The following is a 23,806-nucleotide window of genomic DNA, read 5'->3' on the forward strand; positions in this document are numbered from 1 at the left end:
GGTTAATCACCTCTAAAATAACTTTTAATTAATTTTACTTCTAAATTTTTTCCTTTATATGGCGCACTCGAAATAACTATATCTGTATCCCCGATAATAATATGATGCGGGAAAACCGATGATGGTCTGATACGCAGCGTCCCTCCGTGAACTTTACGGTTAATATTTTTGATGGTAAATGTTCCATCTTTCAGTTCGACATCTTCACCTGCATAAGGCATACCTGCCCCAAAAGATTCTGTATGACTTTCCATCGTATAAATACCGTCACCGCGCACTTCAAAAACTTCACTCACCGGAGAGCGTTCAACCGAATGAATGTAATTCACTTCAAAACGTTCGCCATATTCCACTTCCTGTACAAACAGCTCTTCTTCAGTACTCATATCCTCAATAATAATCTTTATCGGCTGATTCAGCTGAAACATTATAACCAGTTCAAGCACGATAAAAAGACTTGTAAGGGATAAAAAGGCATTGCGTATAAGCAATGCCTTTTTATAATTATCTTTACTCATTTAATCACTGCTCATCGTAATAGCGCTGTACCCCAGGGTGCAGATCAATCGACATACCGTCTTCTGCAGTATCAAGTGTCAGCTCTTCCCCGCGGACATGAGCATTTGCCATTGAATCCAGATTTTCAAAAATTGCTTTTGTCATTTCATACATCTGATCTTCCGGGATATCATTTGAAGCAATCAGCATTGCCTGTACGGCAACTGTAGAAGCTGTACTGTCAAAGTTATCGTAAGCATCTTCCGGAATATCAACCTGAGTATAGTAAGTGTACTCTTCCATCAGATCATTCATTGCATCTTCATCAAAACTTACAATTTTAACGTCAGCACTTGCACTCAACTCCTGGATAGCACCAGTTGGAGTACCCGCGGTTACGAAAGCAGCATCAACGTTTCCATCCTGCAGGTTAGTTGAAGCATCCGAGAAATCTAAGTATTGCGCGTCAACATCGTCGACTGTCATGCCGTGTGCTTCAATAATCTGAGTAGCATTGGCTTCAGTACCTGAACCCATGTCCCCAATAGCAACACGTTTTCCTTCAAGATCTGATACCGATTCAATTCCTGAGTCCGCTAAAGTAACCAGCTGAATTGTTTCAGGGTAGATTGTGAATACACCACTGTAGTTGTCTAATGGTTCACTGAACATGTTGTTTCCTTCAGCACCATAGAATGCGATATCATTCTGCACGAGCGCGAGCTGGGCTTCGCCGTTATTTAACTGTTCCGCGTTAGATACAGAGGCACCGGAAGATACACCCGTTGCACTTACATTATCAAAAGAAGTATCGATAATATCAGCCATTGCTACACCCAGAGGGAAGTAGACCCCTGCTTCACCGCCTGTAAGCAATGTAATATTTTCAATCCAGTCGTCTCCTCCCGCTGAATCTCCTGAACCTTCTTCGCTTTCTTCTTCATTCGCAGAATCTCCGCCGCATGCTGCTAAAACCAGCATAACTGCAGAAAGCATCAGTAAAAACCAATAATTCTTTTTCATAAAAATTATTCCCCTTTCAAAATTTTTACTTTCTTACCAATTATCTTACCATAATATCGCTTTCAATAATTAGAAAATTCTTCTTATATTTAAATGAATGCATATTAATTTGTTTTCTCTGATTCCCACTAACCTCATTAAATGCTAATATTAATTTAACGAGGTGCACACAATGATCAATAAATATTTCAACAGATTATTTATTTCCGGTATATTATTTACACTGGTTATTGCAATACTGAGTATACTGCTCACACAGCTTCCAATTTTATCGAGTGTAGGCTCACTGGCGGTAGCACTCCTTATCGGAGTCATTTACAGGCAGTCTCTCGGTTACCCGGAACCGTTGCGTCCGGGTATTACCTTTTCTGCAAAAAAACTGCTGCGTTTTGCTATTGTTCTTTATGGTTTCAAGCTGAATCTTCAGCTCATTTTAAACGACGGCTGGGTGATGATTCTGCTCGGCATCGGCGTAATCCTGTTCAGTTTTGCAATGATGCATTTATTAAATAAGTATTTTAAAACAAACTCATCAATTATGTTTTTACTTGCAGCGGGAACCGGTATTTGCGGTGCGGCTGCAATATCTGCAGTCAGTTCGATTATTAAAGCAAAAGAAGAAGATACTGCAATCAGTATCGGCTTAATTTCAGTGGTCGGTACAGTGTTCGCGTTAAGCTATACATTTATAGGCCCGTTATTCGATATGAATGATGTTACATACGGTATATGGAGCGGTCTCAGTCTTCATGAAATCGCCCAGGTTGTACTCGCAGGCGGCAGTGCAAATGATGAGGGCATGGCGATGGCTCTGCTGTCGAAGTTAAGCAGAGTGTTTCTTTTAATTCCTGTCAGCTTTCTCATCATGTATTTTATTTCGCGTAGAAAGCATCAGAAAACCGGCGGTAAAGTGGATATTCCCTATTTTCTGTTTTTCTTCGTTTTTGTTGCGGTAGTGAATTCATTTATTGCAATACCTCACAATCTAAGTGCAGCCATCGATCAGCTCACTACGCTGTTAATGGTTATGGCAATGGTGGGTCTTGGACTCAGTGTCCCGCTCAAATCAATTAGGGAAAAAGCTTTAAAACCGCTGTACGCTCTGGTTATTACATCGGTTTTACTATCAATAATCACTTTTTACGTTGCATCTGTAATTTAATACACAAAAAGACAGCTGAAATCAGCTGTCTTTTTTGTGTACCTTTATTAATTCAGGCAGCCAGAATATTACATCAAGAACTTCCACGTAATGAGCTTTCACAGTCTCTCCCTGAAGAGTGCCCGGCAGCAGCGAATTTAATGCATCTTTTTCATAGGTGACTGCTGCTTTTGCAGGTTTCCATGGAAGATGATGAATTCCAACTCTGATAATATTTCCGTTCACAGTATTAAATAAATAATATCTTTCGAAGAGCCAGTAATCCAATGTACCCGATGCTGGAAATTCCGGTTTGGAAATCTGTTTATACCGGCCTTTAAAATAAGTTTCTTCATCAGTTTTTATCTGGCGCCGGCTGTAATATTCAGTCCATCCATTGATATCTGATTCTTTCATTTTCGCTTTATAATATGGCAAGGCACCGAGTCGAGCCCCGAGAACCGGCAGTATTTTAGCAGCATCCAGACTGAAAAAGTAAATACCCGGGATGTTTTTATATTTTACATATGTCCTTACGTTCAGCTCTAAAAATTTATGAATATACGGCAATTTTGGTAAACCTCTAAATTGAAGATTTTTTCACCTTAAAGGGAAAGATTGAAATCCATGCTTTACCATCATACATATCAAGTTCCAATTCTTTTGGAACATACGGTAATAACTCTGCAGCTTCTAACGGTACATGCATGCACAGCAGGTTTTCCCACTTTTGATACATTGTCCATTTCCCAGCGGGAAGCGGTGCGTTTCTGTGGTTTAAATAATTTAACAAATCATGTTTCATTATTTCCCCTCCTCAATTCTATATACCTGTTTTAAAACAGCCAAACCGCTTCACTCTTATAAATGCACATAAAAAAATCGCCCTCTAAAGAGAGCGATTGAAAATATCTTAATTTTACAGTAAGCCAATCCACTGCCAATATGTTGCAGACAGAATAATAATCAGGATATAACCGCCGACTGTCAGGAAGATACCTGATTTCAGCAGATCGTTTACTGTGAATGTTCCGGTACCGTATGCAAGCATGTTCTGCGGTGCGCTTACTGGCAGCAGGAATCCAAAACAGATTACAAATTGCTGAACAAGTACAAATCCAAGCGATGAGTCACCCATGTTGAGTGTCGTTGTCAGCGCGATAAACACCGGTATTAATGCTGATGCAAGCGATGTCGCACTTGCAAAACCGAGGTGAATCAGAATGTTAAATATTGAAACGAGTGCAATAACTCCAACGAGCGGGAATGCATCCAGTCCCATGGCACCGAACGTTACATCCGACAGCCATTGTGCTGCACCTGTTCTAAGAAGTACTGTACCGAGTGAAATACCGATTGCGAAGACGATAATAGTTCCCCAGTTAATCGTGCCTTCGACTTCTTTCCATGTAAATACTCCAACTTTAGGAGAAAGCATCAGTGCAAGTGCAATTAATGTCACTGATGAAGAGTCAAACGGATGCAGAATACCTTCCGTTGCCCAGAAAACAAGCAGCAGTGAAGCGATACTAATTAATCGCCATTCCACTCCTTTAATCGGTCCCAGTTCCGCGAGTTCTTTATCGATCAGTTCGCGTCCGCCGCTGATTTCATCTGTTTCAGATTTAAAGAAGCGTGTCATTACGAAATAAAGAAGAATACTCATTATAATTGAGAACGGTGCTGCGTAAATGAACCACTGGATCCATGATACGTCTTCGCCCATTGCTTCGTTAATAAATCCTACTGCAACAAGGTTTTGAGCTGCTGCCGTTTTAATTCCGACGTTCCATATAGAAACTGCCTGAACTGCTGTAATGATAAGCAGTGTTGCAAGTCTGCTGTCTTTTGACATACCGAATGCCGCTACCATTCCGATTAGAATCGGAATTACAGCACCTGCTCTTGCAGTTGCCGACGGTACGAAGAATGCAAGTAAGATTGATACAAGAATCGTTCCAAGTACAATCGCATTTGTCTTGTTACCTACGATACGAAGCACGTAAAGTGCAAGACGTTTGTGCAGGTTAGTTATCTGCATGGCACTCGCAAGGAATAGTGCAGCCGCTACTAATGCCAGTGCTGAACTTGAAAATCCTGAGAACGCCAGTGATAATGCTTCTTTTGTTCCAAACTGATCAGTACCATCCGGTACGCCAAGTGTTGCGCCGATTTCATTAGCCGGAACCGGAGAAAGTCCGAGTAATATAATAAGCAGTCCGACAATCATTACTGCGGATACGGGGTACTTAACAGCTTCTGTTACCCACATAATTACTGCGAAAGCCAGCACTGACAATGCTCTTAACCCAACTACGCTGAGTTCATCCGGTGCCGGTATAAAGTTAATAATAACTAAAACAAGAAAAGCTACCATAATCCAGACGGGTTTATATGCTTTTGTCTCTTTCTTGTCTGCCATTTTGACAGTCACTCCTTCTAATAATCTATGTATATACATTCCCAATATAACACCATTTACTCTTCATTACTTTAGTTAGCTGAATGTGTCACAATACTTTCAAATTCTGTATGTTTTTTATCTTTTTCTGTACATATCTTTGCAATGAGTGAATATAATATATAATATTGTAAGAATACTATATTTTAAACACAGAAAAAGCGCAGAGCCAATGCTCCGCGCTTTTTTTTATGACTAATCCTTAAGGACCTCACTGTTATAAATTTTAGTATTTCTGAATATATATGAACCTGCCACTGCGATAAGGAATGAAATCAGTGCACAAATTACTGCATACATTATTACCTGTCCGGCAGGGTTATATCCAAACATTACCAGCAGTCCCGGTACCGGTGCTGCCGTCCCCGGCGCATCGTTAACCATACCTGACATTGCGATTACCATCCCGGATAATCCGCCGCCTATAAAGTTGGTCACGTACATTGGAATCGGATTTGCAGTAATAAGATCCGCTTTTGACAGCGGTTCGATTGCTACTGAAATAATAGATTTTAAATCACCGATTTTAAGTTTGTGGAACAGCCATGCGTTTGCCGGTGAAGAAGCGAATGCCGATAATGCTGCGACAGCCATCGGAACACCCGTTAAGCCGAGCAGTGCTGTTAATGCCATCGAACTTAATGGTGAGATACCTACCACTGTAACAATGCCTCCAAGCATTAAGCCCATTAATAGAGGACTCGTGTCTGTAGCAGTCTGGATAATCGTTCCAATTTCAAGTAATGAGTTGTCGACCATCGGCGTAATGATTAAGCCCATCAGACGAATAATCGGCAAAGCAATTAAAATAACAACGATAAAGTCCAGTCCTTTCGGAATTACACGCTGCAGCCACAGCACGCCGAAAGATACGATGTATGCTGCGAAAAGTCCCGGAATAAGTCCCATGTCCCCAAAACCTGCTGCCAATATCGCAGAGTTTACAGGGTTAACTTTCATAGCCAGACATACGAGCATAACTACTATTGTTCCATCCAGTCCCCCGGCCACTGTCCCGGCCGTCTGGAAAAACTCTAAGCTGAAAAGATCCCCGATGACAAATGTGTTCAATGCTTCTACTAAATATGTAGCAATTGCAGCACCTGCGAAGGCACCCATCACTTTTGAACCATACGGTGCAAAGTGCGTAAATAATGTGAAAAATACTAAGATAACTAACAGCAGACCAATACCTATCAGCTCATCAATTGTCAAAACCCCCAAATTTTTATCTATTAATGGATTATATGAAAAGCCTTTCAGGAAGATACAATGCAATTAAGTTACCATATCAATTTTTTTTAGTCAATTTTAATTATTTGAATTTTATGTTTAATACCGTGATAAAATGGGAATCAGTTAATAAATGCGCAGTTTTTTAATTTATTTTTCAGGAGGTACTATAATGTTAAAATATCTAGTTAATTTATACGTGGGATCTAAAGTAATCGAAGGCGGTCTAGACAAGATTAAAGCCGATGGGAATATGGGCGAAGAGTTCGAATCAGAATTCAATGTTAACGATGATCAGATGAAAATCGCCGGTTACTTTGAAGCAATCGGTTCAATCTTTCTGTTCCTGTCAATCTTTGGCAAGATGTTCACACGTCTCGGTACATTTATGATTAATGCTGTACTTGGCGTTGCAATTCTAAAACATCTTAAAGCGGGACACGGTTATGAAGGCAGTAAAAAAGCATTGCAGCTGTTCGGCCTGAATACGCTGAGCTTCTTTGAAACATTCCGTAAATAATCAATGAATCTGAAGATGCCATCTTCAGATTTTTTCTTATGGTTTTGTTTCGATAAGCAGCTTTAAGGATAAATATAACTATATTCAAAATTTGGAGGTACTCAATTTGATTAATTATAATAAACAATTTATAAATGGTGAATGGGTTAACAGCAAGGGCAGTGAAACTATAGATGTTATTAATCCTGCGACGGAAGAAGTATTTGCAACTGTCGCAAGCGGCAATAAAGAAGATGTAGACAAAGCTGTTGCAGCAGCACATGACGTATATTTAGAATTCCGGAAAACTCCGGTACAGGAACGTAAAGCAATGCTTGAACGTATTGCTGATGAGTATGAAAAACGTAAAGATGATTTAATCGATACGATTACAAATGAGCTGGGTTCACCGCTTTCAGTATCAGAAAATGCACATTATACTGCAGGCTTAAATCATTTCAGAACAGCTGCAGAAACGCTGGATACATTTGAATTTGAAGAGCAGCGTGACGATGCACTGATTGTTAAGGAAAGTATCGGTGTAGCCGGGTTAATTACACCGTGGAACTTCCCGACAAACCAGACAGCATTGAAAATCTCGGCAGCCTTTGCCGCAGGTTCCCCTGTCGTTCTGAAGCCTAGTGAGGAAACACCGGTGACAGCATGTATTTTAACGGAAATTTTTGAAGCAGCCGGCGTACCAAAAGGTGTTTTTAACCTCGTTAACGGAGACGGCGAGAATGTCGGTATCCCGCTGAGCGGACATCCGGATGTCCGCATGATGTCATTTACAGGATCTGGACGTGCAGGTCAGAGCATCATGGAAAAATCAGCAGCTGACTTTAAAAAAGTAGCTCTCGAACTTGGCGGTAAGTCACCGTTTATCGTTCTTGATGATGCAGACCTCGATGAGGCAGCAGCTTCTGCTGTAAACAGAGTTGTAAGAAATACCGGACAGGTTTGTACCGCCGGTACCCGTACTCTCGTTCCAGTGGAATTAAAAGACCAGTTCTTAGAGAAATTGAAAGAAAAAATCAGCGCGGTGAAAGTTGGTAATCCGAGAGCAGATGGTATGGAAGTCGGCCCGCTGATCAGTAAAACACAATTTGACAGAGTACAGAGCTATATAGAAAAAGGTCAGGAAGAAGGTGCAGCACTGTATCACGGCGGTACCGGAAAACCGGACGGATTGGATACAGGCTACTTCGTTAAACCGACAATATTCACAGATGTTGATAACAGTATGACAATTGCCCAGGAAGAAATATTCGGTCCTGTGATGAGTGTTATCACTTACGAAGACCTTGAAGATGCAATTCGTATTGCCAACGATACAATATACGGTCTTGCAGGTTACGTTGTCGGCAAAGACAAAGAAAAACTGCAGCATGTTGCACGTTCAATCGAAGCCGGAACTATTATTATTAATGACTGCGGCGGTCCTAACACATTGCCGTTCGGCGGTTATAAACAGTCAGGTATCGGCCGCGAATGGGGCGATTACGGACTGGAAGAGTTTTTAGAAGTTAAATCAATTAAAGGTTATTTTGCATAAAATAAAAACGCCCTTCGGGGCGTTTTTTTATTTAAATTGCCATATTCTTCTTTTCAATAAATATAAGAAAGTCATAAATAATATGAAACATAACACAAGAAAGCCGATGTTTAACAGTGAAACGCCTAGCCAGCCGCCCTGCATCCAGAATACTCCTGCTAGCGTACCGCCGACACTTGATCCCGTATAATAAAAGAACAGATAAAGCGATGAGGCCTGTGCTTTGTTGCTGTGTGCGATATTACCGACCCATCCGCTTGTCAGCGAATGTGCGATAAAGAAGCCGAATGTAAACAGTATGAGTCCAAGTACAATCATCCATACCGATGGTATAAGAACGATCAGAAGCCCTGTAATTGCTATGGAAAGGCCAGCATACAGCATCGTGACTTTACCAAATCTGTATACGAGATTTCCTGAGAACATCGAGCTCAATACTCCGACAAGGAATATGAGATACACCCAGCTGACGATTGTCTGGCTGATATTATAATCTTCTATTAAAACGAATGATACGTAGTTATATAAAGATACGTTCGTCCCGAGCAGCAGAAAACCCATTATAAATAAAATAATCAAAAGCGGGTTTTTTAAGTGCTCTGTCAGTGATTTAAACAAATCCCTAACATTGAATTCCCTCTTCACGAAGTGTTTTGACGGAGACAGTGCATACCAGAAAATCATTGTTGCAATCAGACTTACAATACCGACACCAATCAGTCCGTACTGCCATCCCCATAATCCGGCAGTAACTCCTGAAAACACACGGCCGAATACAGCACCGAGGGCATTACCGCTTATGTATAATCCCATTGCACCCGGCAGACTGCGCGGATGAATTTCTTCTCCGAGATACGCCATCGCAATTGACGGCAGCCCGGCAAGTGCAATCCCCTGCAGCGCCCTCATCACAATCAGTGAACCGAACGTCGGACTGAATGCGGTAAATATACAGAGTATCGACGCCATCAGCATCGAAACAATCATAATGTTTTTCCGTCCCACTGCTTCAGAAATCGAACCGAAAATCAGCATGCTCACTGCCAGCGTAAAGGTTGTGACGGATAACGATAAACTCGCTGTTGTCGGCGTTACTCCGTAATAGGCAGTCAAGTCTGGCAGAATCGGCTGTACTACATAAAGAATCGCAAATGTATTAAATCCTGCGGCGAAAAAAGCGAGTGCTGTCTGTCTGTAACTTTTAGTTCCCCGTTCTATAAAACCCATTTCCATTCCCCCGTTAAACTCTTACTTACGATTTGTATACAGTCTGATCGAGCCAGTCTTTCACTTTTCCGAGTGTATCGTTGCCGAGCGGCTTTGGATATGTCATTAACACGAGCGGCATCTGTTCATGCCCTTCGTTAATAACCGGCTGAAGATAACTGTAAGAGGATAAATGGAATCCGTTTCTTTCATAAAATTTTACACGGCGCACCTGTACTTCATCTTCCGGCGGTTCAACTTCGAGAACGACAGGTTTACTGTCCATAGCGTTATACGCCTGAAGCGTTTTTGATCCGAGACCCTGTGACCGGTACTTTTCGTTTACTGCGAGATGTTCCAAAAAGCGGTACTTTTCATTAACCCATTCTGCAAAGAACGCCAGAATCTCACCGTTTTCACGCAATACATACACGTTATAATCCGGCTTATCCAGCAGCATCTTCTGTCCTTTGAAATTTCTTATTTCCGCTGGCGGAAATGATTCATCCATCAATGCATACAACTGCTCAAACTCATCTTTGTTTAATCGTTCCAACATAGCTACACATTCTTTCATTTAGATATTATTCTTACTATAGAACAGTTTAGAATATAAAAAAAGCAGTACACATTTGTGTACCGCTTAATAAACCCCGTATTTTTAATTAACTGTTGTGCGCGTTGGCACTGATTTTTTTCAGCATCTCTCTGAACGCACTCAGTTCTTCATCACTCAGTGCAGTAAATAAACCTGCCAGAAGTTCGCTGTGTGGCGGGAAAATCTTTGCGATCAGACTTTCTCCTTCTTCAGTCAATGCTGCTTTCATACTGCGTTTGTCATTCTCATCACGTGTCCGGATAATATAGCCTTTTTGCTGTAGTTTATCCAGTATATAAGTCGTACTTGAATTTGCAATCAATATCCGTTCCTGAATGCGGTTAATCGGCTGGGGACCTTTATTAAATAAAAGTTCCATGACTGCAAACTCGCTGATATTCAGTCCATACTGCTGTGCATCGTTCTTTACTACTTTCTCTAAAGCATCATTTGTTCTTTTGATACCGACAAATGCTTTTAGACATTCTTCCATTCTCGTCATGATATTACTCCTCAGGGGCTTTAAATCCATCAAATTATATAACTAATAACATACAGTGTCAACGGATGTTCTAGTCTTCAAAGTAGTCATCATCATATTCGATGTATCTTCCCTCATGCATATTCGCGTATTCCGACGCTTCGTACACCAGCTGTTCGATACCCGAATAGTCATCATCAATTTCCAGCCAGATTACCTTATTAACATTACCTGTAATTCCATTAATTGCAATCAGAGCGCCTTCATCGTCATCATCAACCAGCTGCAGAATGTAGTACTCACGTGCACTGCCTTCACCGCTCCAAGTCGAGTATACATTGGTCCCGCCGACTTCTGCTGCTGCGATTTCCACAGCATCTTCAACAGTCAGCTTCGTATTTTCTGCAGGCTGTTCTTCGGAGTTCTCTTTATCTTTCTTCTCCTGTTCTGTCTGTGCTTTCTCTTTGTCTTTCTTATCCTGCTTTTTTTCTTTATTCTCTTCAGCAGGTTCTTTATGTTCCGCAACTGTCTTTATTCCCTGAACACTCGAATCTTCCCGATCCACAGTAACACTGTGTGTTGCTGATTTTCCTTTTAAGTTAATGACGAAGTACCGGTCGTCATCAGACAGGGATACTGATTCAACAGAGCCGCCATAACGTTCTGTAACTACAGCACGTGCTTCATCTTCAGAAATAAAATCCTGCTGATTTAATGAAACCCATAAAACACCGATAACAATACCTGCAATAAGTCCTGCGAGCGCGATTAGAAATTTACTCCGCTTCGCCATTGTCAGCCTCCTTTTTCATCGTTAATGTAAATGTTGTTCCTTCGTTAACTATACTTTTCACTGATATATCCATGTCATTATTTTCCGCCAGCTGTTTCGCTATTGATAAGCCGAGACCGGAACCGCCGGTTTTTCTCGTCCGGGCTTTATCCACACGGTAAAAACGGGTGAAAATTCCGTTTAAATCTTCTTTAGGAATACCGATTCCGTAATCAGTCACCGCAACAATAACGGACTTTTCTGTTTCGTCGACACTGACATCTATATCGTCAGTGCTGTACTTATACGCATTATCCAGGAATATACGCAGCAGCTGTTCAAATGCCGGCGGGTGAACATAGACATATGGATTCGTGCCGCCGGAATCGATATTAATATTACGTTTAAACACTTTTTCAAGTCGCGATGCAATGCTCTCAATCAGCTTCACTGCAGGGATATGCTCCTTCTCAGCGTTTGTATCGCTATGCGTTACTTTTGTGAAACTCAGGAATTGCTCTGTCAGATATTTCATGCGCGTTGTTTCTTCGGATATTGCAGTTATTCCTTCATCAAGCAAATCTTCACGGGTTTTACCGAAGCGTTCCAGCATTCTCGCGTATGAACTGATTACCGTCAGCGGTGTTTTTAATTCATGAGATGCATTCATTATAAAAGCCTGCTGGTTATCATCATGCGCTTTTAAAGTCAGCATCATATCGTTGTATGAATCAGTGAGCATCTTCAGTTCAAGCGTATCCGATTTGCTGACCGGTATCGTTTTATAGCGACGCACGTTTTCCCTGTCGCTCATTCTTCTGACAAGCTGCTTAATCGGACTGGTTATCAGATTTGTAATAAATTGATTTAATACGAAAACCAGTACCAGAAGAATGATCGTTGAGATGATTAAAATCCACTTTAATATATTGTATGTATCATATAAAAAATATACATTCTCATATATTTGCAAACTGTGAACTTCACCGTTTTCCCAAATAACCGGCATGGACACCATGACAAAGTTCTCGCCGTTAAACGATACTGAATCTGTATACTGAGACGTGCTGTAAGGTTTAGCGAGCTCCAGGTAGCTTTCTTCGGTCGCAATTCTGACGATATGTTCCTGCTGTTCATTCAGCATTGTAATATAGCCGTCTGACAGCGAGAAATACTGCAGAACAGTCTCACCGCTGATGCCGCTTTCCTCTGCCTGCTGAATTTCGGTAATAATATTATTACCGCGGTTTTCGAGCTGCCCCATTTCCGCTTCCAGCGAATAATGTTTATAAGCAAAGTAAATTAAAAGGTTGGTCAGCACTACAACGATGGCGATCATTACCGTTGTATACAGCTGTATTTTCGTACCGAGTTTCATAAATTAATCCTTAATAATATAACCAATGCCGCGTACACTGGATATTAGTGATGGTTTGTCTGTATCCAGCTTTTTACGAATATAGCGCACGTAAACATCCACGGTATTCGTATCGCCAAAATAGTCATATCCCCACACTGCATCGATAATCTGATCGCGGGACAGTGCCTGGTTTTTATTGTTTATAAGATAAAGAAGCACGTCGTATTCTTTTTGTGTTAAATACACTGCTTCGCCGTTACTGTATACTTCCCGTGCAAGCGGTTTGATTTCAAGATGCCGGTGCTTAATACTTTCTGTTTTCACTTCACCTGCCGCAGCTGATTTCAGGTGCACACGGATTCTTGCAAGCAGTTCTTCCACTTCAAATGGTTTAGTCATATAATCATTTGCTCCTGAATCGAGACCGCTGACTTTGTCCATAACAGCATCTCTTGCCGTAAGCATTATTATTTTAATATCAGAATTTTTCTGCCGGATTCTTCTCAGCACTTCCAGCCCGTTAAGTTCCGGAATCATGACATCCAGCAGAATTAATGAGAAGCCGCCTGCTTCATATTTCTCCAGCGCTTCTTTCCCTGTATATGCAATATCTGTTTGATAGTCTTCAAATTCCAGTTCAAGCTGAATAACACGTGCAATTTTCTCGTCATCTTCCACTATCAGTATCTTCTCCATGATATCTCCTCACAATATTTGTTGGTTATTGTAATTATACCATGTACGCTGTGATGAGCTGCATTTCAGCATTATAAAAAACAACGCCCCGGAGGGCGTTATATATTAGTCATCAATCTCAATAACATCGCCTGTCTTAGCATTGACTTTTACTTCGTAGTCACCAATTTCAAATTCATACTTAAAGTCGTCCACATCATAATCCCACTCATCAATCTTACCGTTTACAGCTTCTGCTGCTGTTTCTTTCGCCTGTTTCAGAGAGATGATTTTCTCATCCTGTGCTGCTTCCAGACGTTTGAACCCACGGTCGTTATTATCACTTTCGTGTTCTTCTTCAAGTACAGACAGATTATCTGCTTTCAATTTCACTTCGTACTCTTCTTTTTTATTTTCAAGTTTTACTTCGTAGTAATAGACGCCGTCATCTTCTTCATAGCTGACTTCTTCTAAAATTCCGTCGAATCTCTCATGTGCCGCTTCGATTGCTTCAGCTGATTTATCATCTTTGAATGCTTCAGCAAGTTTTGTATTGCCGTTTGTGTCAGCTGACTGCTTAGTTTTCTTATCTGATGCTTGTACTTCGTTGTCATCATCGCGTTCGTCGTCTCTGTCGTCATCATCACGGTCAAGATCTTGTTCAATAATACTTAAATCTTCTGCATTCAGTTTCACTTCAAAATCTTCATTGCCGTTTTCAATTTCTATATCGTAGTAGTAGACGCCGTCATCTTCATCGTATTCGACATCTGTAACTGTGCCGTCAAACTCTTTAAGCGCCTTGTCCACTGCCTCCTGCGCTGTAGTGCCTGATGCTGTTTCCGTGTTATCTCTTACTGTTACCGAACCACTGTTTTCTTCTGTTTCCCATTCCATATCATCTGCACTCACATTTGATCCGCATGCGCCTAAAACTAACGCTGATGCCAGTACGCCGCCAACTAAAAGATTTTTGTTCAATTTCATTTCAATCATCCTCCAATTATTTTTCCGCTGTTTATGTGCGGTGTGTTTCATTTGTTACTTACAGTATATCCGCGCTGAACTAACGGACAGTTAAGCAATAATTAAAGGATGATTAAAAAGCAGTTTATTTATTTTAACCGTTCAAGTAATTGAAGTGCATTGTCATTCTCAAGCTTCTTCAGCGTTCTGAGTGCTCTTCTTACTATAAAGGGAGAGGTCTCATTAATATGTTCATTTAGAAAAAAGACTACTTCTTCCGGATAATATTTCGATATATCGTTTAAATGGTTGGCAACGGATTTTTCAACGTATCTCGACGGGTCATTCAGGAAGGGTTTCAGCAGCTTAAAGTTCTCCTGCACATCATCTCTTAAGAAATCAAGCTTCTTCGCCCACGGCAGACGCGGTCTCGGTCCTTCAGTAACCAGCCGTCTTAAATGAGCGTTGTCACTGTTACCCCATTCCTTAAACACCGCTTCAACTTTATCGTAATCGTTCTCTATAAACGGACGGATAGCAAACTCGGCAGTGTCGCGTTTCGTCACTTCTTCGATTGCCTTCATCGACTGCTCAAAATCGTTGAGCCCGTACAATTCGATAAACTTCGCCAGTGCTCTGTAGTAATACATCTTTTCAAACGGAAAATAAAACTGCTCATTCTCGAGTCCGAGCACTTCTGTAATAATGCCGGTTGCTTCAGTGTAGTCATCCGGCAGATAGTTTCTGAGCTGCCGTGCAAATACTTCAATTCTTTCAGACATCCGTCCGCCTTCAATTCCTTTTACTGCATCTTTAATAAAATTTTCACTGTCAAAGCCCGGATATACTTTACTGATATCCGCTGCATAATGTTTTGCCAGATCTTCATTAAAGTAATCTTTCATCAGTTTTCTTTCACTCATCGTTTCCACCTCATTTTTAATAATAAAAAAGAACTCCTATTTTCATAGGAGCTCCGCTGTTTAATTCTTATAGATATGGCAGAATGCCGAGGCCCTTGCTTCCGGGGCCGCCGTGTACACCAAGTGCAGGCGTTAAATAACCTACACGGCAGCTGATGCCGGGATACATATTTTCAAATCTTTTTTTGATCTGATGTGCTTCTTCTGCAATGTTGCCGTGGGCAATAGCAATTTTAATCTTGCCGTTGAACTTGTCCATCGCTTCTTCAATCAGTTTTTCCCATAATTTAATTACGCGGCTGTTCGTCCGCACTTTATCAAAAGGTTTCACATTGCCGTCATCTGCAAAGTAAACGACCGGTTTAATTTTAAACAGGCTGCCGATAAACGCACTCCCTGCTCCAAGTCTGCCGCCTTTAACAAGGTAGTTTAAATCATCAACTACTAAATAAATCTGAGTGTCTTCCACAAGTTTTTCAATCTTGCTGACCGTCTCTTCAATTGAAACGCCTTTTTCAATTTGTTCGATTGTCTGCAGAAGAAGATGTTCTATTATAAAAGAAGTACCGTTGGAGTCTATTAGCGAGTATTCTATCTTGCCTTCTTCTTTATATTCATTCAGCACCATCTCGGCACTCTGATACGTTCCGCTGATACCTTTACCGATATGCAGGGCAATAATCGTATCGTATCCTTTAGAAATAATTTCCTCGACCACTTCGTAGTACTCGCCGACCTGCGGCTGTGATGATTTTGGAATTTCTTTTTCTATCGCGAGACGCTGATAAAATGATTTAAGTTCTGATTCATCCGTTGTATCTTTAAAAATCGATCCATCTCTGAACGTCACAGATAAATGTACCTGAAATACATCTGAACGTCCTGCAAGTTCATCTGACAAGCTCGCAGTACTGTCAACGATATATGCAATCTTCATGTCCTGCCTCCTACTGTTTGCCGTTTTTATTTATATTTATAAGTATAATAAAAATGCTTCTATAAGTATATTAAAATCAATTATCCATAAGTATGAAAAAAACAGCATGGACAATTAACTGAAATTTATGTAAACTCTTTATATCCTGCTTATACATATATATACGTATTACAGGATAAACAAAAATAATAATTTTGGGAGGGTTTTCATTGACCGATAAAACAGAGAAAAAAAGTTTTTTCCAAAGATTTCTGGACGTAGTAGAACGCGTCGGAAATAAACTGCCGGATCCGTTCGCATTGTTCCTCGGACTCGCATTTTTAATTATGTTAATCTCATGGATTGCCAGCATGTTTGATGCTTCGGTAGTACACCCCGGTAACGGAGAAACATTACCGATTAACAGTTTAATTTCAGGTGCAGGTCTGCAGTTCATACTGACTTCCATGCTTGATAACTTTACAGGATTCGCTCCGCTCGGACTTGTTCTGTCCATGATGCTCGGGATCGGGCTGGCTGAAAAAGTCGGACTGCTCGATTACGCCATCCGTAAAACAATTTTAAAATCACCGCCCTTTCTCGTTACATATACAGTAGTATTCGTCGGTATTATGGGGAACCTCGCATCAGATGCTGCTGCGGTAATTATTCCCCCGCTCGGCGCACTCGTGTTCTATAAGCTCGGCAGACATCCGCTTGCCGGACTTGCTGCAGGTTTTGCCGGTGCAGGTGCAGGGTTCACTGCCAACCTGTTTATCGCCGGAACAGATGTACTTTTATCAGGTATCTCTACAGAAGCTGCACGCTTAATTGACGATACAATCATTATTACACCTGTCGACAACTGGTACTTCAACATCGTATCCACATTTATGCTGACAATTATCGGTGGACTGATTACTTCACGCTTCATCGAACCCCGCCTTGGTAAATATAAAGGCGAGAGTCTTGAAGATGAAAACGCTGAAGAGCTTCCGAACGCTAAAAAAGGACTTATTGCTGCAGTAGTTACAGGTGTGATTTACTGGGGGACTATCATCGGTCTTATCCTTATGCCGAACAGCCCGCTGGCAAATGAAGACGGCGGCATTATACCGTCACCGTTTATAGACGGCATCGTACCGATCATACTGATTTTCTTCATATTAATCGGTGTGGCATTCGGTATTACAACAGGCCGGATTAAATCGACAAAAGATGCGACATATTATATGACCGAATCCATTAAAGATATGGCCGGTTATATCGTTCTCGTATTCGCAATTGCACAATTTATCGCATACTTTAACTGGAGTAACCTCGGCACATGGCTTGCAGTAAACGGAGCAGAGTTCCTTGAATCCGTTGAATTTACAGGTATTGGCTTAATCATCGGCTACATCCTGTTCACAGCAATGCTGAACTTCCTGATTACATCAGGTTCGGCGAAGTGGGCAATTGAAGCACCGATTTTCGTGCCGATGTTTATGCAGCTCGGCTATGATCCGGCCTTTACACAGGCCGCATACCGTATTGCCGATTCATCCATCAACATTATTACACCGCTGTTCCCGTACATGGTTATTATTCTTGCGTTCATGAAACGCTACGATAAGAACGCAAGTATCGGTACTTACATGTCTATCATGCTGCCGTACTCGTTAATATTCCTGCTCGCATGGATTATTCTTCTCGGAGTATTCTACTTCACAGGATTACCGCTTGGACCGGGAGTATCTGTGTTCTTAGAAGACAGAGTTCAATAATATTAACTGGAGATGATTTAAAGTGTCACTACACTCACAGCTCAAAAACTGGCGCAGGGACTTCCATCAGTATCCGGAACTTGGATTTTTGGAAATGCGCACATCAACAATAGTTGCTGATACTCTCGTAAAACTCGGTTACGATATTAAAATCGGACAGGACGTGATGCATCCTGATTTCACTATGGGCAAGCCGTCACCAGAAGAAACAGCAGCACATTATGAATGGGCCAAAGATAACGGTGCGGTATTGAAATATTTGGATAAAGTCTCAGAAGGCTATACAGGTATTGCCGCTACGTTAAACACCGGTATCGACGGTCCGACCGTCGTTTACCGTTTTGATATGGATGCATTGCCTATCTATGAATCCGAGTCGGCAGAGCATTTTCCGCTGAAGCAGGGTTTCCGTTCTGTAAATAATGAAATGCATGCTTGCGGTCACGATGTTCATACGTCAATCGGTCTTGGCCTTGCGACACTGCTGATGGAAAACAAAGAAAAACTGAAAGGTACTGTTAAAATTCTGTTCCAGCCTGCTGAAGAAGGTACCCGGGGCGCACGTTCGATGGTTGAGGCGGGTGCGGTCGTCGATGCTGATTACTTTATTGCGTCGCATATCGGAACAGGCGTACCGTTCAATCATTTTCTCGGTTCCAACAACGGTTTCCTTGCGACGACTAAGCTCGATGTCACATTTAAAGGCATATCGTCGCATGCCGGCGGTCAGCCTGAAGAAGGTAAAAACGCGATGCTCGCGGCAGCAAACGCGGTGATTAATTTAAATGCGATTCCGCGCCATTCCGGCGGGGCCACACGTATTAACGTCGGTGAACTTCACGCGGGAAGCGGACGCAACGTTATCGCAGACCGCGCTTCTTTGAAAATTGAAACAAGAGGCACGACCAGTGAGCTGAATGATTATATGAAACAGTATGCCGAATCGATCATTAAAGGCGCTGCTGGTATGTTTCAGGTCGATTATCATATTGAAATAGTCGGTGAAGGAAAGAGCGCTGAAGGTTCAACTGAACTTGCAACTGTACTCGTCGAAGCAGCCGAAAGTGAACAGCTCGTTACACAGCTGGAAGAAAACAAGCCGAGCGGCAGTGAAGATGCTACATTTTTCATTAACCGCGTACAGGAGCAGGGCGGTCAGGCAACATATTGTGTTTTCGGGACAGATCTTGCTGCAGGACATCACAATGAAGCATTTGATGTTAATGAAGACAGCATGATGCCGGCAGTGCAGACTTTATTCAATTCAGCTGTGCTTCTCACTAATAAATAATCGAATACAAAAAGGTGAAATCATTTGATAAGCTCTCCCTAAAGCAGAAACTTAAAAAAAGCAAACTGTTTTAGGGGGAACTTTTTTGTTTAAATCTTCTTTATACGGCTATGTATAAAGTATTATCTGTCTGCACAGCAGTTCGTTGTGCAATTTCCCAGGTTGAAGTCCTGCACATAGATTGTTATCATTTACCCGTTGTGTCAAAAATTTAAAAGGAGTGATGTAATGACAAATCATTCGACATCGTCTGAGAAGTCAAATAAAATTTCTTATGTTTTCATATTCGCTGCATTAGCTATAGGAATACTCGTTATTATAGGAGCTATATTTCCAGATCAATTTGGTGATATCTCCAGCAGTATATCCGGATGGGTAACAGAGTATTTCGGATGGTACTATATGATACTGGTCACCGTTATCGTACTCTTCTGTATCTTCCTGGTATTCAGTCCCATTGGTAAACTGAAACTCGGACAGCCGGACGATGTTCCGGAATTTAACACTGTGTCATGGATCACAATGCTGTTCAGTGCCGGTATGGGTATCGGTCTTGTGTTCTACGGTGCGGGGGAGCCTATGGCTCACTTTATGTCACCGCCGACAGCTGACGCGGGTACTACAGCGGCTCTGACTGAAGCTATGGAATCAACATTTCTGCACTATGGTATTCATGCATGGGCAATATACGGTATCGTAGGTTTATCTCTTGCATACTCAAGTTTCAGAAAAGGTGAAGTTGGTCTTTTATCCAAGTCACTTCGTCCGTTATTTGGAAATCTTGTCGACGGCTGGCTTGGAATTCTTGTTGACGTACTTGCAGTATTCGCAACGGTTATCGGGGTTGCAGTATCTCTTGGTATCGGTGCAATGCAGATTAACGGCGGATTGAACTACTTATTTGATATTCCTGTGAGTCTGGTAACTCAGGGAATTATCATTGCCGTTGTAACAGTTCTGTTCCTGTACAGTGCATGGAGCGGTCTGAGCAAAGGTATCCAGTATTTAAGTAACATAAACATGGTCTTGGCTGCAATTCTGTTTGCTGTCATTCTTATAGTCGGCCCGACTATGCTCATCTTAAATTTGATGACTACAGGTACAGGCGGCTACTTAAGCTCTATCGTCTTTAACAGCTTTGATGTTGCACCGCTGAATCCGCAAAAAGAAGAATGGCTGAGTTCATGGACGATTTATTACTGGGGCTGGTGGATGAGCTGGAGCCCGTTCGTCGGAATATTTATTGCCCGTGTTTCTAAAGGCCGTACAATCCGTGAATTTATAATTGCAGTATTACTTGTACCGACTGTAATCGGAATTATCTGGTTCAGTGTATTCGGTATTACAGGTATTTCCACTGCAATGGACAAGCCGGAAATATTTAATATGGCGACAGAAGTACAGCTGTTTGCAGTCTTTGATCAGCTGCCGATGGGTACAATCATGTCAATTCTCGCTATATTATTAGTCAGTATATTCTTTATTACATCTGCCGACTCGGCAACATTTGTACTCGGTATGCAGTCGTCTCACGGTAATTTAACACCGTCAGGTAAAACGAAAATTACATGGGGAATTTCACTGTCTGCAATTGCATTCACACTTCTTGCAGCAGGCGGGGAAACAGGGTTAAACGCCTTACAGTCCGCTGCGATTATCGCTGCGCTGCCATTCAGTTTCATCATTATAGCAATGATGATTGCATTTTATAAAGATGCAAACAATGAACGTAAATATTTAGGTCTTTCAATCACTCCTGACCGGGAGCGTATGAAGAACTACAAAGAAAGCACTCTTGAAGAGTATCAGGAAGACCTTGAAGCATATGCTGATGAAGATAAACCGAAAGGGATTTAATTCTCTAAACAAAAATGTCCCGGTGATTAAATCACCGGGACATTTTTGTATTTATTGAAGTTTGCCCTGAGCAGCAATTTCAATTTCTTTAACGACTTCCCCGCCGTTAACAATATACGCTTTATGGTAAAGATTAGATACGGGACAAATATGATTTGGAATAATACTTATTTTATCACCAATATTTACATTATTGCTGAATTCCCGATTGTAAATAATTGCGTGTTCATCAAATACACCGTGAATATGAACACCCTCAAATTCTTTTATTTTCCCAAAGCCTTCTGTCGTTGTCAAACCCTTGCTTCTTGACTGCGCTGTCAGCCCTTTGGCACCGACATCCGTAATTACACGTTCTGCTGTAGGCTTGCTGATCACCGTCGTCAGGACGCTCGCTGCTGAGTGCGCATATGAATCAATTGCGTTCGACTGTGAGCCGTCCATTAGAATATATGTTCCCGGACGGATTTCTGTGATGCCTTCAGGAATATCGAAACCGAACATAAACGGCGGTGTGGAACCGATACTGATTGTTTCAACTTCGAAGTCCATGTCTCTCGCAACATTTGCGAAATGCAGTGTGCGTGTCGTTGCCGTCATAAATAAATCAAGGCAGTCATCTTTGTCGACCGCTTTGTACGTATGCCCGTCGTGTGAGAAAATTCCTTTCAGTTCAACGTTTTTAGAAGCGCGGATGCTGTTTAACAATAGCTTATAGTCGACCTCTTCGATAATACCCGAGCGTTCTTCTCCTACTTCGATTTCAATAAGTACCTGAGCTTTTTTATCAGCGCCTTGAAATACTTCATCAATTTCTTCTATATGATGAACGCTGTCTACACCAAATGAAATATTAATCTGTTCAGCAAGTTTTTTAATTCTTTCAAGTTTTTGTTTTCCGACAATCTGATTGGCGATGAAAATATCGTCCAGTCCGTAAATTGCCATGATTTCCGCTTCTCCGACTTTAGCGACAGTAATACCTTCAGCACCATTTCGTACCTGTTCCATCGCCAGATGAGGCATTTTATGTGTTTTCGTGTGCGGACGCAGCTTAACATTTTGTTCTTTTGCGTAATTACTCATATATTTAATGTTTTTATTCAGTACAGTCTCATCAATTAGTAATGCGGGTGTATCTATTTCTTTGTAGTTCATTATTCTGTCCCCTTATAACTATGATTATTTTACAGCTGCAACAGCTTCGATTTCAACCAGACAGCCGTAGTGCAGTTCTTTTGTCGGCACGACTGCTCGTGCAGGTTTGTGAGTTCCGAAATACTTGCTGTATTCATCGTTAATAACATCCCAGTTATCGACGTCAGACGTGTATAATCTGACCATTATCACATCTTCTTTAGTCAGACCTGCTTCGTTTAATACCAGTTCCATATTGGATAGTGCTCGTTTTGTTTCTTCAGCGATACCGCCTTTAACTATTTTGCCGGTCTCAAGATCCAAAGATAACTGTCCGGAAATATAGAGAGTATCGTTATGTATCATCCCGGGTACATAATGTCCTTTGCTGTTACGTGAATATTTAGTATGAACTTCTTCCACAACACCATCTCCTTTATTTTTGTCTTAAATTCATAATACCAAAAATACTCCGGACATTGCTGTCCGGGGCATTCAACAGTCAGCTGCAGAGAATATCATCATCGTGGTTATGATGTTTGCATTCCACCTGAACAGTAACATGATCAATATGTTCCTCTTTCATCTCTGCTTCTATACTCTGAATAATTCTCTGTGTTTCATGGACATTTAAAGTACCATTTACGACTACATGAACACTCAGTGCATTCATCCCGCTTGAAATACTCCAGACATGAAGATGGTGAGCGTCTTCAATACCATCCAGTCCGTTAATTTTGCTGAGCACAGTATCCACATCAATATTTTCCGGAACACCTTCCATCAGTATATTCAATGACTGCCGGGTTATTCTGAAACCGCTGATTGCAATCAGTACAGCAACGATGACGCTCGCGAGCGGGTCCATAAAGCCCCAGCCGAAAATCATAATGGATAACGCAGCGATAATTGCGGCGACTGAACCCAGCAGATCACCGAGAACATGCAGCAGCGCACCTTTCATATTTAAATTATCGTGAGTGTCTCCCGACATTAAAATTTTTGCGACAATTACATTTACGATGAGGCCGAGGACAGCGATAATCAGCATTCCCGTCGTTGCCACTTCCGGCGGATTCACAAACCTTCCTGCAGCTTCGATAATAATAAATACTGCAATAATAATCAGTGTGACTCCATTAAATACGGCAGCCAGAATTTCAAATCTTCTGTAGCCGAACGTCCGTGACGAATCCGCTGCTTTCTCACCCATTTTAAATGCGGCAAGTGCAACAGCGAGAGATACTGCATCACTGAACATGTGACCTGCGTCTGACAGGAGAGCGAGACTGTTTGTCAGCATCCCGCCGATGACTTCAACAATCATAAATGATGCGATTAATATTAAACTTATTGTGAGTGCTTTTTTATTTGCACCTTGAGTATGGTCGTGGTGATGCTCATGATTATGCTCTCCCAAAATTTCCACCTCAATCTGTCTAATTTTT

At 41.5% G+C, this 23,806-nt stretch carries 24 protein-coding genes; 6 read left to right on the forward strand and 18 right to left on the reverse strand.

Annotated elements, in window-relative coordinates:
- Positions 1-2: 2 nt before the first annotated feature.
- Together HNR41_RS06980 and HNR41_RS06985 are read right to left on the reverse strand one after the other, a co-directional pair.
- Positions 3-518 carry a DUF1850 domain-containing protein gene (locus tag HNR41_RS06980; protein WP_184283104.1) on the reverse strand — a complete coding sequence of 172 codons (516 nt, stop codon included), beginning with the start codon at positions 516-518 and terminating at the stop codon, positions 3-5.
- Positions 519-522: 4 nt separating this feature from the next.
- Complete coding sequence (locus HNR41_RS06985) at positions 523-1,521, reverse strand: TAXI family TRAP transporter solute-binding subunit (RefSeq protein ID WP_026859142.1); 999 nt, start codon at positions 1,519-1,521, stop codon at positions 523-525.
- 172 nt (positions 1,522-1,693) lie between these two features.
- On the opposite strand from HNR41_RS06985, the gene HNR41_RS06990 reads away from it, so the two are divergent.
- Positions 1,694-2,683: a YeiH family protein gene (locus HNR41_RS06990; protein WP_184283106.1), complete on the forward strand. Its 990-nt coding sequence runs from the start codon at positions 1,694-1,696 to the stop codon at positions 2,681-2,683.
- A 21-nt stretch (positions 2,684-2,704) separates the two neighbouring features.
- On the opposite strand, the gene HNR41_RS06995 is transcribed toward HNR41_RS06990, so the two are convergent.
- From HNR41_RS06995 to HNR41_RS07010, 4 genes are all read right to left on the reverse strand, one after another.
- Positions 2,705-3,232, reverse strand: a complete 528-nt coding sequence (locus HNR41_RS06995) for a DUF2071 domain-containing protein (protein ID WP_184283108.1) — start codon at positions 3,230-3,232, stop codon at positions 2,705-2,707.
- Positions 3,233-3,245: 13 nt separating this feature from the next.
- A complete protein-coding gene (locus tag HNR41_RS07000; RefSeq protein ID WP_184283110.1) occupies positions 3,246-3,467 on the reverse strand; it encodes a DUF2071 domain-containing protein in 222 nt (73 codons plus the stop codon).
- Positions 3,468-3,581: 114 nt separating this feature from the next.
- A complete protein-coding gene (locus tag HNR41_RS07005; protein ID WP_376698668.1) occupies positions 3,582-5,123 on the reverse strand; it encodes an SLC13 family permease in 1,542 nt (513 codons plus the stop codon).
- Between the two features lie 195 nt (positions 5,124-5,318).
- A complete protein-coding gene (locus HNR41_RS07010) occupies positions 5,319-6,332 on the reverse strand; it encodes a PTS sugar transporter subunit IIC (protein ID WP_184283745.1) in 1,014 nt (337 codons plus the stop codon).
- Between the two features lie 196 nt (positions 6,333-6,528).
- Between HNR41_RS07010 and HNR41_RS07015 the strand changes: the two genes are divergently transcribed.
- Both HNR41_RS07015 and HNR41_RS07020 read left to right on the forward strand, forming a co-directional pair.
- On the forward strand, positions 6,529-6,876 hold the full coding sequence (locus HNR41_RS07015) for a hypothetical protein (protein WP_184283114.1): 348 nt from the start codon (positions 6,529-6,531) through the stop codon (positions 6,874-6,876).
- Positions 6,877-6,982: 106 nt separating this feature from the next.
- Positions 6,983-8,410 (forward strand): aldehyde dehydrogenase family protein, encoded by a 1,428-nt coding sequence (locus HNR41_RS07020; RefSeq protein WP_184283116.1) that lies wholly within the window; start codon positions 6,983-6,985, stop codon positions 8,408-8,410.
- Positions 8,411-8,437: 27 nt separating this feature from the next.
- On the opposite strand, the gene HNR41_RS07025 is transcribed toward HNR41_RS07020, so the two are convergent.
- The 9 genes from HNR41_RS07025 to HNR41_RS07065 all read right to left on the reverse strand — a co-directional run bounded on the left by HNR41_RS07025 (position 8,438) and on the right by HNR41_RS07065 (position 16,328).
- Positions 8,438-9,637, reverse strand: a complete 1,200-nt coding sequence (locus HNR41_RS07025) for an MFS transporter (RefSeq protein ID WP_184283118.1) — start codon at positions 9,635-9,637, stop codon at positions 8,438-8,440.
- 25 nt (positions 9,638-9,662) lie between these two features.
- On the reverse strand, positions 9,663-10,175 hold the full coding sequence (locus tag HNR41_RS07030; RefSeq protein WP_184283120.1) for a GNAT family N-acetyltransferase: 513 nt from the start codon (positions 10,173-10,175) through the stop codon (positions 9,663-9,665).
- Positions 10,176-10,281: 106 nt separating this feature from the next.
- Positions 10,282-10,716: a MarR family winged helix-turn-helix transcriptional regulator gene (locus tag HNR41_RS07035; protein ID WP_184283122.1), complete on the reverse strand. Its 435-nt coding sequence runs from the start codon at positions 10,714-10,716 to the stop codon at positions 10,282-10,284.
- Positions 10,717-10,786: 70 nt separating this feature from the next.
- Positions 10,787-11,488: a PepSY domain-containing protein gene (locus tag HNR41_RS07040; protein WP_184283124.1), complete on the reverse strand. Its 702-nt coding sequence runs from the start codon at positions 11,486-11,488 to the stop codon at positions 10,787-10,789.
- A complete protein-coding gene (locus HNR41_RS07045; RefSeq protein WP_184283127.1) occupies positions 11,472-12,845 on the reverse strand; it encodes a sensor histidine kinase in 1,374 nt (457 codons plus the stop codon). Before HNR41_RS07045 ends, HNR41_RS07040 begins: the two co-directional genes overlap by 17 nt.
- A 3-nt stretch (positions 12,846-12,848) precedes the next feature.
- The gene (locus tag HNR41_RS07050) at positions 12,849-13,523 is read right to left on the reverse strand and encodes a response regulator transcription factor (protein ID WP_184283129.1); all 675 of its coding nucleotides are present in this window, start codon (positions 13,521-13,523) and stop codon (positions 12,849-12,851) included.
- Between the two features lie 105 nt (positions 13,524-13,628).
- Entirely contained in the window at positions 13,629-14,489 is an 861-nt protein-coding gene (locus HNR41_RS07055) for a PepSY domain-containing protein (protein WP_184283131.1), read from the reverse strand.
- Positions 14,490-14,617: 128 nt separating this feature from the next.
- Entirely contained in the window at positions 14,618-15,391 is a 774-nt protein-coding gene (locus HNR41_RS07060) for a DNA alkylation repair protein (protein WP_184283133.1), read from the reverse strand.
- A gap of 67 nt (positions 15,392-15,458) precedes the next feature.
- Positions 15,459-16,328 (reverse strand): DegV family protein, encoded by an 870-nt coding sequence (locus HNR41_RS07065; RefSeq protein ID WP_184283135.1) that lies wholly within the window; start codon positions 16,326-16,328, stop codon positions 15,459-15,461.
- A 209-nt stretch (positions 16,329-16,537) separates the two neighbouring features.
- Here HNR41_RS07065 and HNR41_RS07070 point away from each other — a divergent pair, with 209 nt between their 5' ends.
- From HNR41_RS07070 to HNR41_RS07080, 3 genes are all read left to right on the forward strand, one after another.
- Positions 16,538-18,073 (forward strand): AbgT family transporter, encoded by a 1,536-nt coding sequence (locus HNR41_RS07070; protein WP_184283137.1) that lies wholly within the window; start codon positions 16,538-16,540, stop codon positions 18,071-18,073.
- 22 nt (positions 18,074-18,095) lie between these two features.
- Entirely contained in the window at positions 18,096-19,364 is a 1,269-nt protein-coding gene (locus HNR41_RS07075) for an amidohydrolase (RefSeq protein ID WP_184283146.1), read from the forward strand.
- A gap of 228 nt (positions 19,365-19,592) precedes the next feature.
- Positions 19,593-21,221, forward strand: a complete 1,629-nt coding sequence (locus HNR41_RS07080; RefSeq protein WP_184283147.1) for a BCCT family transporter — start codon at positions 19,593-19,595, stop codon at positions 21,219-21,221.
- A gap of 51 nt (positions 21,222-21,272) precedes the next feature.
- Here the strand turns inward: HNR41_RS07080 and HNR41_RS07085 are convergent, their stop codons facing one another.
- From HNR41_RS07085 to HNR41_RS07095, 3 genes are all read right to left on the reverse strand, one after another.
- Positions 21,273-22,379, reverse strand: a complete 1,107-nt coding sequence (locus tag HNR41_RS07085) for an alanine racemase (protein WP_184283149.1) — start codon at positions 22,377-22,379, stop codon at positions 21,273-21,275.
- Positions 22,380-22,403: 24 nt separating this feature from the next.
- The gene (locus HNR41_RS07090; protein ID WP_184283151.1) at positions 22,404-22,781 is read right to left on the reverse strand and encodes a RidA family protein; all 378 of its coding nucleotides are present in this window, start codon (positions 22,779-22,781) and stop codon (positions 22,404-22,406) included.
- 79 nt (positions 22,782-22,860) lie between these two features.
- A complete protein-coding gene (locus HNR41_RS07095; RefSeq protein ID WP_260399595.1) occupies positions 22,861-23,778 on the reverse strand; it encodes a cation diffusion facilitator family transporter in 918 nt (305 codons plus the stop codon).
- Positions 23,779-23,806 lie beyond the last annotated feature (28 nt).

This window comes from Jeotgalicoccus coquinae, assembly GCF_014207425.1.
GTDB classification, from domain to species: Bacteria; Bacillota; Bacilli; order Staphylococcales; family Salinicoccaceae; genus Jeotgalicoccus; species Jeotgalicoccus coquinae.